General features: G+C 28.7%; 11 protein-coding genes, 2 tRNA genes and 2 pseudogenes. 13 read left to right on the forward strand and 2 right to left on the reverse strand.

Annotated features, from left to right (window positions below; genetic code table 11):
* Positions 1-14 precede the first annotated feature (14 nt).
* The 7 genes and pseudogenes from CLTEP_RS10135 (at position 15) to CLTEP_RS10155 (ending at position 8,575) form a co-directional block, all read left to right on the forward strand.
* On the forward strand, positions 15-3,560 hold the full coding sequence (locus CLTEP_RS10135) for a tetratricopeptide repeat protein (RefSeq protein ID WP_066826425.1): 3,546 nt from the start codon (positions 15-17) through the stop codon (positions 3,558-3,560).
* Between the two features lie 424 nt (positions 3,561-3,984).
* Complete coding sequence (locus CLTEP_RS14890; protein WP_161938367.1) at positions 3,985-4,152, forward strand: hypothetical protein; 168 nt, start codon at positions 3,985-3,987, stop codon at positions 4,150-4,152.
* 1,242 nt (positions 4,153-5,394) lie between these two features.
* Complete coding sequence (locus CLTEP_RS10140; protein WP_066826427.1) at positions 5,395-5,901, forward strand: GNAT family N-acetyltransferase; 507 nt, start codon at positions 5,395-5,397, stop codon at positions 5,899-5,901.
* Between the two features lie 564 nt (positions 5,902-6,465).
* Positions 6,466-6,750 (forward strand): annotated as a pseudogene (locus CLTEP_RS15310) (ATP-binding protein); the annotation flags it as partial.
* Between the two features lie 288 nt (positions 6,751-7,038).
* Positions 7,039-7,852, forward strand: a pseudogene (locus CLTEP_RS15315) (RNA-guided endonuclease TnpB family protein).
* A 191-nt stretch (positions 7,853-8,043) separates the two neighbouring features.
* Positions 8,044-8,352 (forward strand): UPF0175 family protein, encoded by a 309-nt coding sequence (locus CLTEP_RS10150; protein ID WP_066826429.1) that lies wholly within the window; start codon positions 8,044-8,046, stop codon positions 8,350-8,352.
* Positions 8,345-8,575, forward strand: coding sequence for a DUF3368 domain-containing protein (locus CLTEP_RS10155; RefSeq protein WP_066826432.1), 231 nt, complete (start codon positions 8,345-8,347; stop codon positions 8,573-8,575). Before CLTEP_RS10150 ends, CLTEP_RS10155 begins: the two co-directional genes overlap by 8 nt.
* 155 nt (positions 8,576-8,730) lie before the next feature.
* On the opposite strand, the gene CLTEP_RS10160 is transcribed toward CLTEP_RS10155, so the two are convergent.
* Positions 8,731-8,817: transfer RNA gene (locus tag CLTEP_RS10160), tRNA-Leu, on the reverse strand.
* Between the two features lie 269 nt (positions 8,818-9,086).
* On the opposite strand from CLTEP_RS10160, the gene glsA reads away from it, so the two are divergent.
* The 6 genes from glsA (at position 9,087) to CLTEP_RS10190 (ending at position 15,486) form a co-directional block, all read left to right on the forward strand.
* Positions 9,087-10,004 carry a glutaminase A gene (gene glsA, locus CLTEP_RS10165; RefSeq protein ID WP_066826434.1) on the forward strand — a complete coding sequence of 306 codons (918 nt, stop codon included), beginning with the start codon at positions 9,087-9,089 and terminating at the stop codon, positions 10,002-10,004.
* A gap of 166 nt (positions 10,005-10,170) precedes the next feature.
* Positions 10,171-11,292: a chorismate synthase gene (gene aroC, locus CLTEP_RS10170; protein WP_066826436.1), complete on the forward strand. Its 1,122-nt coding sequence runs from the start codon at positions 10,171-10,173 to the stop codon at positions 11,290-11,292.
* A gap of 44 nt (positions 11,293-11,336) precedes the next feature.
* Positions 11,337-14,018 carry a DNA polymerase I gene (gene polA / locus CLTEP_RS10175; protein ID WP_066826438.1) on the forward strand — a complete coding sequence of 894 codons (2,682 nt, stop codon included), beginning with the start codon at positions 11,337-11,339 and terminating at the stop codon, positions 14,016-14,018.
* Positions 14,019-14,197: 179 nt separating this feature from the next.
* On the forward strand, positions 14,198-14,800 hold the full coding sequence (gene coaE, locus CLTEP_RS10180; protein ID WP_066826440.1) for a dephospho-CoA kinase: 603 nt from the start codon (positions 14,198-14,200) through the stop codon (positions 14,798-14,800).
* 6 nt (positions 14,801-14,806) lie between these two features.
* Positions 14,807-15,349: a lytic transglycosylase domain-containing protein gene (locus tag CLTEP_RS10185; RefSeq protein ID WP_066826442.1), complete on the forward strand. Its 543-nt coding sequence runs from the start codon at positions 14,807-14,809 to the stop codon at positions 15,347-15,349.
* A 53-nt stretch (positions 15,350-15,402) separates the two neighbouring features.
* A tRNA-Leu gene (locus tag CLTEP_RS10190) sits at positions 15,403-15,486 on the forward strand.
* Positions 15,487-15,601: 115 nt separating this feature from the next.
* Here the strand turns inward: CLTEP_RS10190 and CLTEP_RS14415 are convergent.
* On the reverse strand, positions 15,602-15,895 hold the full coding sequence (locus CLTEP_RS14415; protein WP_084364863.1) for a YmaF family protein: 294 nt from the start codon (positions 15,893-15,895) through the stop codon (positions 15,602-15,604).
* Positions 15,896-16,085 lie beyond the last annotated feature (190 nt).

The raw sequence follows: 16,085 nt of genomic DNA on the forward strand, positions 1-16,085 counted from the left end.
TGGAGGGAAAGGTTTTGAAAATAGAAAAATTTTTGAGAAATATTGATTTAGAAAAGTATATAGATATTTTTAAAGAAGAGGAAATTGAGGTTACTGATTTAGAAAAATTAAAAGAAGAAGATTATAAAGAAATGGGAGTAAAAAGAGGTCCTATGAGGAGAATACTAGAAGCAGTTAAAAATTTGAGGGATGAGCAGATAACAGAAAAAGATAGTGTTTGGTATATAAATTTGAGTGAAAGAAAGGAATTATGGTTGGAAGATGCGTTTAATGAATTTCCTTTGATCATTGCACATGAATATTGGAGATTAAAGGATTTATTGCGGAATGGTAAAACTTATGGTGCTTTCTTTCAGGTAAAAGATTTGTTTGAAATATTAATAAAATTCCCAGTACTTATAGCTGCAAGTGATATTTATAATAAAAAGGAAAGAAGTTCACAAGAAAATAAGATATTAATGTCATTATTAGAAAAGCCTCTTTCACTAGGAGATTGGGAAAAATTAGCTAGAACAATTATAGAATTGGATACTGTTGATTTAATAATAAAAGAAATATTAAAAGATATCATTGATGTTTTCAGTAAAAACAATATTGTTCAATGGAGAAATAATCAAATTGGTCATGGAGCATTAAGTTTTGATGCGGATAAAGAATTTCAAAAGGATTTATATTCTAAAATTGAAGTTTTAAAAAGTCATTTTGAAAGATGTTATTCCAATTATTGTAAAATAAATTTATATCAGAGTACAAATAGTAATAAGGTTATCTTAAGAGGTAAAGATTCTAATACAGAGATAATTAGCAATAGTGATATTTTTGTAATATTAGAAGAAAATGATAAAAAATTATATCCATACATACTAGAAAAGGAAAACGGACTTAAGAAAAAATTATATCCATACATACTAACAAAGGAAAACGGAATATATTTTTTTGATACTTTCTATTTCTATAAAAACATAACATCTATTTTAAATTATGTTGAAGGGAAGAAAGCAAATGCCGATTCTAATATAAATGAATTAATAAAAGCAATTTATACTGAATTAGATCGTGATAATAAGTATGGAATAGATTATGAAGAATTTTCTTTAGATTGTGAAACATATTCTGCTATTGAGGCTGATATAATTGATAAACTTGAAGAAATTGATGATTTTCAAAGGCCTGATTATATTAAAGATTGGTTACTTTCAATTATTAATGCTAACTCTAAAGGAATTATTTTAATTCAAATGGAAAGAGGAACAGGAAAAACTACATTTTCGAGAGCTTTAGATGAACTATCTTTAAATAAATTTAAAGACATCAAAGATATTTCCATAAGAGGTTATTATATAAATGATTCATATAGTTATAGAGTAGAAAGTTTTACAGAAAAGCTGAGTGATTTATTAAGGCAGAATAGCAGTGGTGAAAATATTATTCGTGGCATTAGTCCATTATCAGTATCAGTTGTTGATACTAAAAAAGAATTTGCTAGGTTTATAAATGAATATGCAAGGGCTCATAATAAATATTTTGGAAAAGAAAAGTTTTTATTAATTCTTGATGGTTTAGATGAAATACCGTCAAATAGTGATGTATCTATTTTTGATTTCATTCCTAGTGAAGATATACTTGATGACAATGTATATGTATTATGTACATGCCGTACAGATAATGAATTAACTGAGTATACCAAAAATTGCTTGAATAGTATTAAAACCATTGCAAGCATTTCTTATAATAGAGAAAATAAATATAACAATGAAATTTTGATGCAGTATATTGGTAGAAATATTTTTCAATTAGAAAATGTTTATCAATTCAATGAAAAGCAAAAACAACTTGCTGATATTTTACTCAATAAATGCGAAAGAAGATTTTTATATTTGAAAGCTATAAAGGAGCTCATAAAGTGTGATGGAAATTTTAATATAGATGAAGTTCCAAAAGGAAAAGAATTATTTCAATACTATCTTAATAAGTTACAGAGTATGTATGGTAAAAAATATTTTAGTACGGTTATAAAAATGCTAGTTAGCATAGCTACTGCTTTTGAACCATTAACATTTAGAGAAATATCGTATCTTTTGGGAGAAAATCGCCCAACATTTAAGTTATTAGCGCATTTAACAGACCTGCGAATTTTTTTCAAGGTAGATAGAAGTTATCGTGGAAATTTAATTACAATATCTCATGATGAATGGAAGAAGGCTGTAATACATAATTATAATGAAGAAATAGTTAAACTAATTGAACAATGGTGGAATAATATTAAAGAATTAGAAGGTATGCAATTTGAGTGGTTTCATAAAGAATATGATGGTGAATTATATATTTTATCAAATATTATAGATTATTATAACAGCTTTAAAATAGATAATGCTAAAGAAATTTGTAATAATGATTTTGCAAATCTATTTATAGACATTGCAAATTATTTAGGTAGCAATTCTGTAATTGAGTATCATAGAAAGATAAGAATTAAGTTGTATTCAGAAGCTATCTTTATTAAGAAAGAGTTAATAAGGAAGAATAACTTACAAGATGAAAATGAAGTTGCAGAAGTATACATAAATAGAGGCATGGCATATAGAAGTTTGATGAAATCAAATTATGCAATAATGGACTATAATGAGGCTATTAAAATTAGGCATAGTTTACTTAAAGAAGATAAACTTAGTGACAAAAATGATTTAGCTATTGCTTATGAAAGAAGAGGGGAAGATTATAGAATTCTAACTCAATACAAAAAAGCCATAGAAGATTTTGATAAATCAATAGAAATTAGGAGAAATTTAAATTCAATTAATCAGCTAAAAGATGTAGATGAGTTGGCTAATGTTTTAAAAAATAGAGCACTTGCATTAAGACTTATAGGAGAAAATGAAAAGGCATTTAAAGATTTGGAGGTATCAATTTCTATAAGAAGAAAACTAAAAGAAGAAGGAAATCTTAAGGATGAAAATTATTTAGCAAGTTCAATTATGAATAGAGGTGCAACATATTTAAATGTTCAGAAATATGATGAAGCTATTAGAGATTATAAAGAAGCTACTGAAATCAGAAGAAAATTAATTGAATATGGTAAGCTTAAAGATACAAGTTATTTGGCAAGTTCTCTTATGAATTTAGCATGTGCATACTACAGTGCTGGCAAATATGATGAGGCATTGATTCATTGTAATGAGGCAGTTGAATTATCAAAAAAACTTGATATGGAAGGTAAGCTTCAATTTAAAGATTATATCACGCAGGCTTTGGTGCATCGTGGAAATGTGTATAATGGCAAACAGAATTATGATAAGGCAGTTGAAGATTATAGTGAAGCTATTATACTTATGCGAGAACTAATAAAAGGAGGAACTGTTTTACACAATAGTTTAATTAATGCTTTAAAGAAGAGATTAGAAATTTATAAAATACAGAAGAAATACTATAGGGCTATAGAGGATTGTAAAGAAATAGTCGAAATATTGGAAAATACTACTGTGAATGGGGAAAATGATTTTAAGTTGAAAGAATTCTTAAAGTTAGAAGAAGAATTATTAGCAGATTCAAATATGTTTTAGTGTTGATTACTACAAAAATTAAAAATATCAATATTAAAGTTATTTAATTAAGAACAAGGAAATTTAGCATATGATGCCTTACTTCATTATAAAGAAGCGAAGAAAGTAAAAACAATAGTTGTATATTCATCAAATATAAAAAAGCAACTATAAGTATAGATGTAGGATCAATAAAATATGAAGTTAAAGGATTCTACATGTATGGAATTGATGGTGATGAAAATAGAAATGATATGATTTTTAATGATGTGTTAAATGTATTAGAGGCAAAAAGAGCTTCAATTATTTTAAGAAAGAACTGAGCATATTGAATATTTAGAAGAACGATTTAAAGGTTTTGTTAAAAATATTGTTATTTTGCGTGGAGGTATGGGAAAGCGTCAGAGAGAAACTGTAAAAGAGCAATTAAAGAATATACCTGCTGATGAGGAACGAATTAATAATTGAAACTGGAAAATATGTAGGAGAAGGCTTTGATAATGCAAGATTGGATATATTATTTTTAGTTATGCCTATATCATGGAAAGGTAAGGTATGCTACAGTAGTATGCTGGTAGATTACATAGAACATATCATAATAAAAAAGTTGTAAAAATATATGATTATATTGATGAAGAAGTTCCTGTTCTTAAAAGAATGTATGAAAAGAGAATAAAAAGCTATAAAAATATAGGGTATGAAATAAAATAATATAGTATGATTTTTAAATTTTTTATTTAAGTTTTAATAAGTAAGGTAGAGATTTTGAAATTTTCAATTTCAAAACTCTATCCTACTATTACACTTAATAAACGATACGATATGTTAAAATAAGTATAATAGTAAGAAAAAGGACAATTCTTACTATTAATTTCATTATGTGCCTCCTCGTTTATAATAAATATGGCTAAATTATATATGAAATACTGAATAAAATCAATAAAAATTGAGAAATTTAAATGTAATTTATTCAAACGAAAGGAAACGAGAAAATATGCTATTATTTAAATGATATTTATTATATTATTTTTTATTTATATTTAGATAAGTTTTTACTGGTATTTCATAAAAAATAAAGTCTATAAATCAGTTTAAATTATTCAAACTAAATTTATAGAGTCTTATTCATTTGTTAAGAACTTAACTTTCGCACATGATTTTTTAGGCACTAGCCAATAAATTCAACATCTACAGTATAAAAAAATAGAAGAACATTCCCTTATTTGGTATAATCGAATCATAACAAACTTTAAGAAAAATAAAATTGGTTCTATCTTAAAACAATCAAATTTTTGTAAAGAAAAAGGTTTTTCATGCATTTTGATTTTTAAATTCATTTTTATGCTTATATTTACAGGTGAAAATTTATTTCGAACACTAGATATAGAAATAATTTTAGATTTACTTAAAAGTGTATTATATGAAAACTTTCTTTAACTAAAGAACAAATAAACTCATTTTTAGACTGTTTTACATCTACACTGCCTACTTTTATCAAGGAAAAGCTGGCTTTTTGTAGTGTGAAAGTTGAGACAAAAAACTGACAGGTGCGATATAATACAGTCGAGTTATGCAGAAAATGAAATAAAAGTAGGTAGAAGAATTTACTAAGTAGTATAAGAGGTGAATATTATTTGAAATCTATTATCAAGAATGATAAAAAAATTAAAAGTATTAAGTGGATTGCACGAATAATTAGTACTTTAGCTAGTGCTTATTTTATTTTTATGGTTGTTGGGTAAGCCACGATGGATACTGGAGAAGTAAGTTTAATAGGTGTGATGGTTGTAGGATTTGCAATAATATTACTTATAGGTGTAATAATTGCTTGGAAGAATGAAGGGGGAGTAATATAATGATATATATTCGTTACGCTAATAGTGATGATGCAAAAGAACTAGGAATTATTCATTCACAATCATGGAAAATAGCATACAAAGGAATTGTTCCCGACTCAGTTTTAAATAATATAAGTGCAGAAAAGAGAGAAAAATATTTTTATAATGCTTTAACCGAAAAAATTGAAGAAGATGCTCTTATATTTGTTGATGATAAACCCATAGGATTTATATGTATTGGTAAATGTAGAGATAATGATTTAGATGACTCGTATGGAGAAATTTGGGGAATATATTTACTACCTTCATATTGGAATCAAGGTTTAGGTTATAAATTAATAAATTGGGGAATAAATGCATTAATAGATAGAGGATTTAAAAATATAATTCTTTGGGTTTTAAAAGAAAACATAAATGCATGTAAGTTTTATGAAAAAGTTGGATTTTGCTTTGAAGGAACAGAAAAAGAAATAAATATTGGTAAAACACTTATTGAATGTTGTTATATATACAAAATAAATTAATTAATGATAAATATATTATAAAGTATTACGGAAAACATGTTGAAAGCACAATATCTAAAACATTTTAAAAAAGTCATAAACACTGTAAACAACTGGTATGAACAAATTTTAGGGTTTTCAAAATCTTTAAATGAATATAACAATATCTATAGCAATTGCGTTATTTACAAGTAAGTCGGTATCCTTAGTACGTGCAGCTGAAATACAAAACCGATTAAAAATCAACCTAGGCAAAATACCTAGGTTGATTTTGGACTCGCTATATCAATGGTGCCGAAGGCGGGACTTGAACCCGCACGGTATTGCTACCACTGGATTTTGAGTTGTACACGCTATGGTTTAACATATACTAGAATATTTTAATAAGCACTTTAAAACTAGTAATATCAACGATTGAAAAGATAATTTATAAAACATAATGTTTATACTTTTTAGTGTGTTTTTATATGTTAGAGGACATAAGGAGGGCAAATAAAATGTGCAAGATTTAAAGGAAATGATATTGGGGAATTCATAGATCAGAAAGAATTCAAGGGTCCTCTATATAAGCAGATAGAAGATGCTATGAAATTTGCAAAAACTCACATTGCGAAAAAAGGGAAAATAGAAGGACTTAAATTTGCAATATTTGATGATAGAATAGAAATTACCTCTCCTGGATTCCTATCTAAAACTTTAGATATAGAAGATATAAAAGCAGGTAGATCAGAAATCAGGAATAAGGTACTGGCAAGATTTTTCAAAGAGATAAGGTTCATTGAGCAGTGGGGTACTGGAATAAGAAGAATAATTTCTTCCTGCAGTAGTGCTGGATTAAAGGAGCCGGAATTTAAGGAAACAGGTATGTTTTTTAAGGTTAGTATTTATAAAGAAAGTAACGGTTTAGTATCGGATGGTATCGGATTAATATCGGATAGTAACGGTTTATCTGCAGAAAAAATTACGACTAATATTATGCAATTAAGTAATACTGAATTAAGCATAATTGATTATTTAAAGAAAAATAATAAAATAACAAATAAGCTTGCAGTTGAGTTAACAGGATTGTCAGATGCGGGTATAAGAAAGGTATTTAGAAAATTAAGAGAGAAGAAATTAATAAAAGCTGTAGGAGAGGGAAGAAATGAGATGAAGGAGTTGCTAAAAGCTTATAAATATAGAATATATCCAAATTCAGAACAAAGATTATATCTAGCTAAAACATTTGGCTGCATTAGGTTTATATATAAGGCATTTTCAAAAAAATAACTAGTCAGTATGCTAGTCTATTTTGTGAACTACTTTATCATTGGAACCCGATGATAGAACCTACTATCATCGGAACTTCAGTAAACTTAAATAAAGCATATAAAAATTTCTTTAGAGATAAATCTGTTGGGTTTCCTAAATTCAAAAGTAAAAAAAGTAATTATTATAGTTACACAACTAACAATCAAAATGGAACTGTATGTATAGAAAATGGATATATTAAGATTCCAAAGTTAAAATCTATGATTAAAATAAAACAACATAGAGAGTTCAACGGATTAATAAAGAGTTGTACTATATCAAAGACACCAAGTAATAAATATTATGTTTCTATACTAGTTGATACTGAAACAAACAATTACCTAAAATAGAGAAAAAGTTGGTATATTAGAAAAAACCAATCTATAGCTATAGAAGACTTAAAAGTAAAAAATATGATGAAAAACGGGAAATTAGCGAAAGCAATAAGTGAAGTGTCGTGGGTTGAGTTCAGAAGAATGTTAGAATATAAAGCTGATTGGTATGGAAGAACAATAATAGTTGCACCATCAAATTATGCAAGTAGCCATTATGCTCTAATTGTGGTTACAAAAACAAAGAAGTAAAGAACTTAGGACTTAGAAAATGGACTTGTCTAAAATGTGGTACACATTATGATAGAGATATAAATGCTAGTAAAAATCTATTGAAATTAGTTATATAATTTTGGTAATAATCAGAGGTTGGGACGACTTTGTTATCTTGGAGAAACTTGCTCCATTGGGAGTATTGACCAAGAACCCCCCACTTCAACGAAGTAAGTGGAGGGTAGTTCACATTAATTATATTATAGGGTATAATTATAAGTATAAGGAATTAAAAAAATTATTAATTATAAATAAGGGTGTGAAATAAATGGGTGCTGAAAAAGTAAAAGTTGATTTAAATTTATCGAATGATTTAATACCTCTTATAGAAGATTTAGGGCTTTCAAAATCTTTAAATGATAATATAACAATATCTATAGCAATTGCGTTATTTACAAGTAAGTCGGTATCCTTAGCACGTGCAGCTGAAATAGCAGAAATGGATCTTGCAGATTTTATGATTTTACTTAAAAATAAAAACATACCATGGAATGAATATACTGAAGATGAATTTCGTCTTGATCAAATTGTACTAAAAGATTTTAAAGATGAATTAGGAGAGAATAAAAATGATTAAAGTTGTATGTAATTCAAGTCCTATTATTGGATTAAGTATTATTAAAAAGCTAGATTTAATCTTATTAAGATCAATTGGATTAATGGGTATTTTACTGTTGGCAAAAGAGTATGAAAAAATTGAAAGCGTAAAGAAATATTTAAATATATTAACAGAAAGTGGATTTAGGATGTCGGTGAAGTTATATAATCAAGTTCTAAAATTAGCTGGAGAAATTGAATAACATTACCAAATATAAACAAGATTAAAACTAAAGAACTGAACAAATTAAATTGAACAGCTCTTTAGTTTTTTTTTGTAACAAAATAATTTATGAACAAAATGCGAAAAGAGCACTTTGGATAAAATATCTAAAGTGCTCTTAGTCAGTTACATCAATGGTGCCGAAGGCGGGACTTGAACCCGCACGGTATTGCTACCACTGGATTTTGAGTCCAGCGCGTCTGCCAATTCCACCACTTCGGCGTATTAGGTTGTTGTCCTTACCGACGAGAATTATCTTACCACATATTTTAATTATATGCAAGAGAAATTTGCAATTTTTTTTATTATTTTTTATAAAATTTTAGTTTTAGGTATTTTATAAAGTTTACAAGAGGCTATTTTTATGGGTGAAAGATTGGAGTTCTGCTTTCTAAAGCTAAAAGGGTTTGCTTGCATTAGAAGTGTTAATAATATAATATATATGTGCGAGAAAAAATATATACAAAATAATGCTTGAAAAGGTGATATTTATGAAGAGAATACTTGAAAATATAATTGAAAACAATAGAAAATGGACTAAAGAAGGAGAATTAGCTTCTTATATACCTGAATTAACTAGAGCTGATAAGGATGCATTAGGCATATGTGTAACAACTTTAGATGGAGATGAATTTTATGCAGGCGATTACAAAACAAAATTTACTATACAAAGTGTTTCTAAAGTCATTACATTAATGTTAGCTATTTTAGACAATGGAAAAGATTATGTTTTTTCGAAGGTTGGTATGGAACCTACTGAATCGGCATTTAATTCAATAATAAACTTAGAAACGAATACTCTTAGAAAACCTTTAAACCCTATGATAAATGCAGGTGCAATTACTATTGTATCGTTATTATCAGGTGAAAATTCGGATGATAAATTTAATAGGATACTGAAATTTACAAGAAAAATAACAGGAAATGATTCACTTAACATAAATGAACAGGTTTATAGTTCTGAAAAGGCTACGGGAAATAGAAATAGAGCTTTAGCACATTTTATGAAGAGTTTAGATATTATTGAAGGTGATGTTGAAGAAATATTAGATGTATATTTTAAACAATGTTCAATTGAAGTAACTTGTACTGATATAGCTAGAATAGGGGCAATGCTTGCAAATGATGGTGTATTACCTTGGAATAATGAAAGAGTAATATCGCGTGAAGCTACAAGACTTGTTAAAACTATAATGGTTACATGTGGAATGTATGATGCTTCGGGTAAATTTGCTGTGCATATAGGAATACCCGCCAAAAGTGGAGTGGGAGGAGGAATAATGGCTGCTGTACCTAGAAGAATGGGTATAGGAGTTGTAGGACCAGCACTTGATGAAAAAGGAAATAGTATAGGTGGAATCAAGGTTCTTGAAGAACTTTCAAGAGAGCTGGACTTAAGCATCTTTTAGGAATCGATAGATAGGAACTAGAGAAAGGTGCTATAAGGAAGATGTTGTAAGAAAGGTGCTAGGGAATAAAAGCAAGTTTGCTAGATAGCTAGTCGACCAGCAACTGGTCAATTGTCAAGAATTATATTGTAAAAATTATAAAATTTATAATGAGAAGGCGATGTATATGCTTAGATTTTTAGATGCAGGAGAATCACATGGAAAAGCTTTAATGGCGATTATTGATGGGGTGCCATCAAATGCAGAAATAGATATTGATTTTATCAATAATGAATTGATAAGGCGTCAGAACGGATATGGACGGGGAAAACGCATGCAAATTGAAAAGGATAGGGTTGAAATTTGGTCTGGAATCAGAGGAACTAAGACAACAGGCAATCCTATAACTATGGTTATTTTTAATAAAGATTATGAAAATTGGGCTAAAGTGTTAAATGGAAATACAGGTGAAAATGAAAAGATTACTATTCCTAGGCCAGGCCATGGTGATATGGTAGGGTATTTTAAATATAAAACTGGCGATATTAGGGATGTTATAGAAAGAACATCCGCACGAGAAACGGCTATAAGAACAGCAGTAGGTGCTTTATGCAAATGTATTTTAGTTAGTATTGGTGTTGATATTAGAAGCAAAGTTATGAATATAGGTGGAATTGAGGATGACAATGTAGATTTATTTGACAATGAAGCTTATTTAAGAATAGAGAATAGTTCTGTAAGGTGTTATAATGAACATGTAGAGAATATGATTAAGTATGAAATCGACAAATGCAAACAACAGGGTGATACTGTAGGTGGAAGTATTTTCATATCCGTTAGGGGTGTGCCTCTAGGTATTGGAAGTTATATTCAATGGGATAGAAAATTAGATGCTATTCTTTCATATGCTCTTATGTCTGTGCAGGGAATAAAAGCTATTGAGTTTGGGAAAGGTACAGATTTAGCTAAAAGAGGAACTACTTTTAATGATGAGATTTTATGTAACAAAGGAGAGATTATAAGACCGACTAACAATTGTGGTGGAATTGAGGCTGGAGTGTCAAATGGTCAGAATATTGAAATTACAGTATATATGAAGCCGATTCCTACTATAAAGAAAAGCATTCGCTCTGTTGATTTAAAAAATAACGATAATGTTGTTAATAGATATGAGAGATCTGATGTGTGTGGAGTTGTTCCTGCGTCAATTGTTTTAGAAAATGTGTGTGCTTTTGAGATTTTAAAGGAAATTTTAAATACATATCCCGCAGATGATATCATAACTCTAAAGAAATATATTGAAAAGTGAATATGTAATAAAACTTTTTGTAATTATGAAAGAGAGGAAACATGATGAATAAAGAAAGATTGCTAATTTTAGATGGAAATAGCCTTATGTATAGAGCTTTTTATGGCATGCCTGCACTAACTAATTCAGAGGGACTCAATACTAATGCAATATATGGTTTTATAAATATGCTTATAAAAATGAAAGAGGAACTAAAACCTGATTATATAGTAACGTGTTTTGATAAGAAAGCACCTACATTTAGGCATAAAGAATATAGCGAATATAAAGCGGGAAGAAAAAAGATGCCTCCAGAGCTTGAGGAACAATTTCCAGTGTTAAGAGATATATTGAAAAAGTTAAGCATAAATATTTTTGAAATTGAGGGATTCGAAGCAGATGATTTGATTGGAACATTGTCTGTTTTGGCAGAAGAAAAAGACATGTATGTGTATATTGTTACGGGTGATAGGGATGCACTTCAGCTTGCAACAGATAATGTTAAAATAGTTATAAACAAAAAGGGAATGACTAAAAAAGAGATATATGATAAAAGTAGAATAATTGAAGAATTTGGAGTAACTCCTACGGAATTTATTGACGTTAAGGGATTAATGGGAGATAAGTCTGATAATATTCCAGGAGTGCCAGGTATAGGTGAAAAGACTGCCTTTAAGCTCATAAAAGAATATAAATCAATTGAAAATATTCTTATGAATATCGATAAATTAAGTGGTAAAAAACTCAAGGAAAATCTCTTGAATTTTAGCGAACAGGCAATATTTAGTAAAAAATTAGCAACTATAGAAAAACATGTTCCAGTTGAAATTGATTTTGATTCTATAAAGTCATATGATGACAAAGATTTAAAAGGACTTAAGGAGATATTTTTAAGGCTTCAGTTTAAGTCGTTAATTGATAAGTTTCCAGAATTGAAAGATGTAAAAGTTGATATGCATAATAACACGGATACGAATGCATACAATGTAGAAGAAAATAGTTTGTTAGATGTAAATACCGATTACAAAGAAATAAATACAATAGACAGTTTAAGTAACATGGTCAGCACTTTAAATGATTACATATTCTTTTGCTATGATGTAAATAATGAGAAGAAATATTCTGAAATAGAATTAGAGAAAATATATATACATTCTAATCAAGATAACTTTATATTATGTATAAATGATTTGTTTAAAGAGGATGAAAAAGAATTTAAAATATTAATGTCAAATATATTTGCTTCAGAGAATATTGATTTTGTAGGTCACAGTGTTAAGAATTTTTATACAGTTATGAATAAAATGGGTATAAAAACAAAGCAGGCATTGTTTGATACTGAAATAGCAGCATACTTAATTGATCCGGGTAAGAAGGAATATTCTCTTAAAACTCTTATCGAAGGAATTTTTCATGTTGAAATAGATGAAGAAGGAGAAAAATCAAAAATATTTAACACAATAATGCTTCAGAAGCTATATTATGATTTTGAGAAGAAGATAAATATGTTAAACATGGATAAACTCATGTATAGTATTGAATTACCTCTAACAGAGGTTATATCTTCTATGGAATCTGAAGGATTTAATGTAGATAGGGAAATGCTTGATGAATTAGGCGATAAATTTAGTAGTGAAATTAAAAAAGTTGAAAGTGAAATATTTGAACTTGCGGATGAAGAATTTAACATACGCTCACCAAAGCAGCTTGGTAAAATACTGTTTGAAAAGCTTGATTTACCTGTTATAAAAAAGACAAAAACAGGGTATTCAACAAATGTTGATGTTTTGGAGAAGCTTATTGATAAACACCCTATAATTGAAAAGATAATGTATCATAGACAGTTATCAAAACTTTATTCTACATACGTTGAGGGACTTAAATCTGTTATTGATAAAGATGGAAGAATACATTCGAGTTTTAATCAGACAGTTACTACAACGGGAAGACTATCAAGTACTGAACCAAACCTTCAAAATATACCGATTAAGTACGAAATGGGCAGAGAAATAAGAAAAGTATTTATACCTAATGATGAGAATGGAGTTATTCTTTCGGCTGATTATTCTCAAATAGAATTAAGGGTACTTGCTCATATTTCTAATGATGAAAACCTTATAAATGCTTTTATTCATCACAGTGATATTCATACAAAAACAGCTTCAGAAGTATTTAAAGTTCCCATTGAAGAAGTTACGCTTCTTATGAGAAGTAATGCTAAGGCTGTTAATTTTGGTATAGTGTATGGAATTGGAAGTTTTAGCCTAGCAAAAGATTTAAATATATCAAAGAAAGAAGCACAAAAATATATAGATACTTATTTTGAAAGATATCCTAATGTAAAGAAATATTTAGATAATATAGTTGAAGAAGCAAAAAAGAACAACATGGTTACAACTATCTTAAATAGAAGAAGATTTATACCTGAAATAAATGCTTCAAAGAAAATGGTTAGAGCATTTGGAGAAAGACTTGCTATGAATACTCCTATTCAAGGTAGTGCTGCCGATATAATTAAATTAGCAATGGTTAATGTACAAAATCAATTAAAGAAAAGGGGATTGAAATCTACAATAATACTTCAAGTGCATGATGAATTGATATTGAATGTTTGTAAAAATGAGATAGAAGAGGTTAAAGAACTGGTTAAGTATGAAATGGAGAATGTAATGAAAGGTATTTTAGAATTCAGGGTTCCTCTTGAGGTTGATATCAATATTGGAAATACATGGTATGAAGCAAAATAGTTATGTACTAAGAGGTAGGAATTAGGTGCTAGGAGGGAGAAAAAGGTACTAGGAGAAGAGTAAGTGCGTTAGTTTGTTAGAGGACTAGGCGGCTAGAGTACTAGTACAAATTTGTAATTTGAAAATCAGCATCTATTTAAGAATAAGGTTTTAGGAATTGTGTATTAGGAGTGATAGTTGTGATAAAGGTCGGCTTAACTGGTGGAATAGGGAGTGGAAAGAGTACTGTTTCAAGGTATTTAATAAATAAGGGTATACCAGTGATAGATGCGGATAAAATTTCTAGAGATGTACTAACAAAATATAAAGAAATATTGGAAAGCATCAAAGATGAATTTGGAGAGCAGTACGTAGATGAAAATTGTAATTTAAAAAGAAGAGAATTGGGAAGATTGATTTTTAGCGATGAAACTTTAAGAAAAAAGCTAGAAGACATAATAATACCATATATAAAGAATGAAATATTTAATAAGATTGAAGCATATGAAAAACAGGGGAAAGAAGTATGTATTGTTGATGCTCCAACGTTGATTGAAAATAATTTACATGAATTAATGGATATAAATATTTTGATATGGGTAGATGAAAAGACACAAATTGAAAGGGTAATAAAGAGAGATGTATTATCTTTAGAGGATGTTCAAAAGAGAATTGCATCTCAAATGCCACTTGAAGAAAAGAAAAAATATGTTGATTATGTTATTGATAATAGAGGAAATATAAAAGATACTTTAAAATGTGTAGATAATATTTTAAAAGATATTAATAAAGGGAAGGATTGATGGGACATAAAGAAATTTAAAATAATAGTACTGCTTTTAGTGATAATTTTAATTGCAGTAAACATTAAAAATATATTAAGAGTTTTTTATCCTACTGAATATTCAAGTTATGTGATAATGTATGCTGAAAAATATGATATTGATCCTTTGCTCGTGTATGCTGTTATTAAAGCTGAAAGCAATTTTAATCCAAATGCAACATCATGTAAAAATGCTATAGGGCTTATGCAAATAACTCCTTCAACTGCAAAATGGATAGCAAAAAGAATGGGAATTCATGGCTTTAATACAGATAAATTATATGATCCAGAACTAAATATTTGCATGGGATGTTGGTATTTGAATGATTTAAATAAAGAATTTAATAATAATATAGATTTGGTCTTGGCAGCATATAATGGAGGACGAGGTAACGTAAATAAATGGTTAAAGATAAAGAAGTATTCAAAAAATGGGAAAGAACTTACTAACATACCTTTCAAGGAAACTGATGAGTATGTGAAAAAGGTTAAGGTTAACTATAATATTTATAAAAATATTTATAAATAGATTAATAGATATTGACACAGAATGTATATTGATGTATTATAATGACGTGATGTGCAGAGGTGGCGGAACAGGCAGACGCGCACGTTTGAGGGGCGTGTGGGATGACCGTGGGGGTTCGAATCCCCTCCTCTGCACCATGTGATTATGAAGAATAATGGAATGTTATGTATATAAAGAGAGAAGCTTGGTGGCTTCTCTCTTTTTTAATTTTTATAACTACATACTACCTCTTTTCAGTATTTTCTGTTTCGGTTATTCAACGCTTGTACAATCATTAAAGTGGTGATTATGGCAATCATTGAACTCTACAGGACCATTTATATAATGATAGTGTCCACCACAAGGAGCAGGTATTGGTTCGCTTGTTGGTATCAAATAGCAGTGGCAGTGACCATCTTCTTTCTTTGTATATGCTTCACAATAATGAATATGATGAGGATCATATGGAGCATAAGTGGTTTTACCTTTACATTTGTGAGCGTGGCCACAATTGCATGTAGTATATCCTGAGTATTTATGTCTGTGGCAGCAACAATTTCTTGACATTTGAATCCCGTTGCCAAAACCTTATAAAACTCTATAAAGCTTGTTTAATTCCCTGTTCAACCTCAGCTCTAAAGATTAAAAATTCTTCGCATTAAAATGTTATAAATATGTATATGTACTCAACGAATATTATTAGTGGAATACTAATTTATATTGTTTGAGGAGGTTTAAATAATTGAGGAAGACTAGA

It is taken from the genome of Clostridium tepidiprofundi DSM 19306 (assembly GCF_001594005.1).
Classification (GTDB): Bacteria; Bacillota; Clostridia; order Clostridiales; family Clostridiaceae; genus Clostridium_AC; species Clostridium_AC tepidiprofundi.

Bases quoted from the DNA above. Each gene is read 5' to 3' on its own strand.
- CLTEP_RS14890 (WP_161938367.1), top strand. From the start codon at position 3,985: ATGAGGAACGAATTAATAATTGAAACTGGAAAATATGTAGGAGAAGGC.
- CLTEP_RS10140 (WP_066826427.1), top strand. From the start codon at position 5,395: ATGATATATATTCGTTACGCTAATAGTGATGATGCAAAAGAACTAGGA.
- CLTEP_RS10150 (WP_066826429.1), top strand. From the start codon at position 8,044: ATGGGTGCTGAAAAAGTAAAAGTTGATTTAAATTTATCGAATGATTTA.
- CLTEP_RS10155 (WP_066826432.1), top strand. From the start codon at position 8,345: ATGATTAAAGTTGTATGTAATTCAAGTCCTATTATTGGATTAAGTATT.
- glsA (WP_066826434.1), top strand. From the start codon at position 9,087: ATGAAGAGAATACTTGAAAATATAATTGAAAACAATAGAAAATGGACT.
- aroC (WP_066826436.1), top strand. From the start codon at position 10,171: ATGCTTAGATTTTTAGATGCAGGAGAATCACATGGAAAAGCTTTAATG.
- polA (WP_066826438.1), top strand. From the start codon at position 11,337: ATGAATAAAGAAAGATTGCTAATTTTAGATGGAAATAGCCTTATGTAT.
- CLTEP_RS14415 (WP_084364863.1), bottom strand. From the start codon at position 15,895: ATGTCAAGAAATTGTTGCTGCCACAGACATAAATACTCAGGATATACT.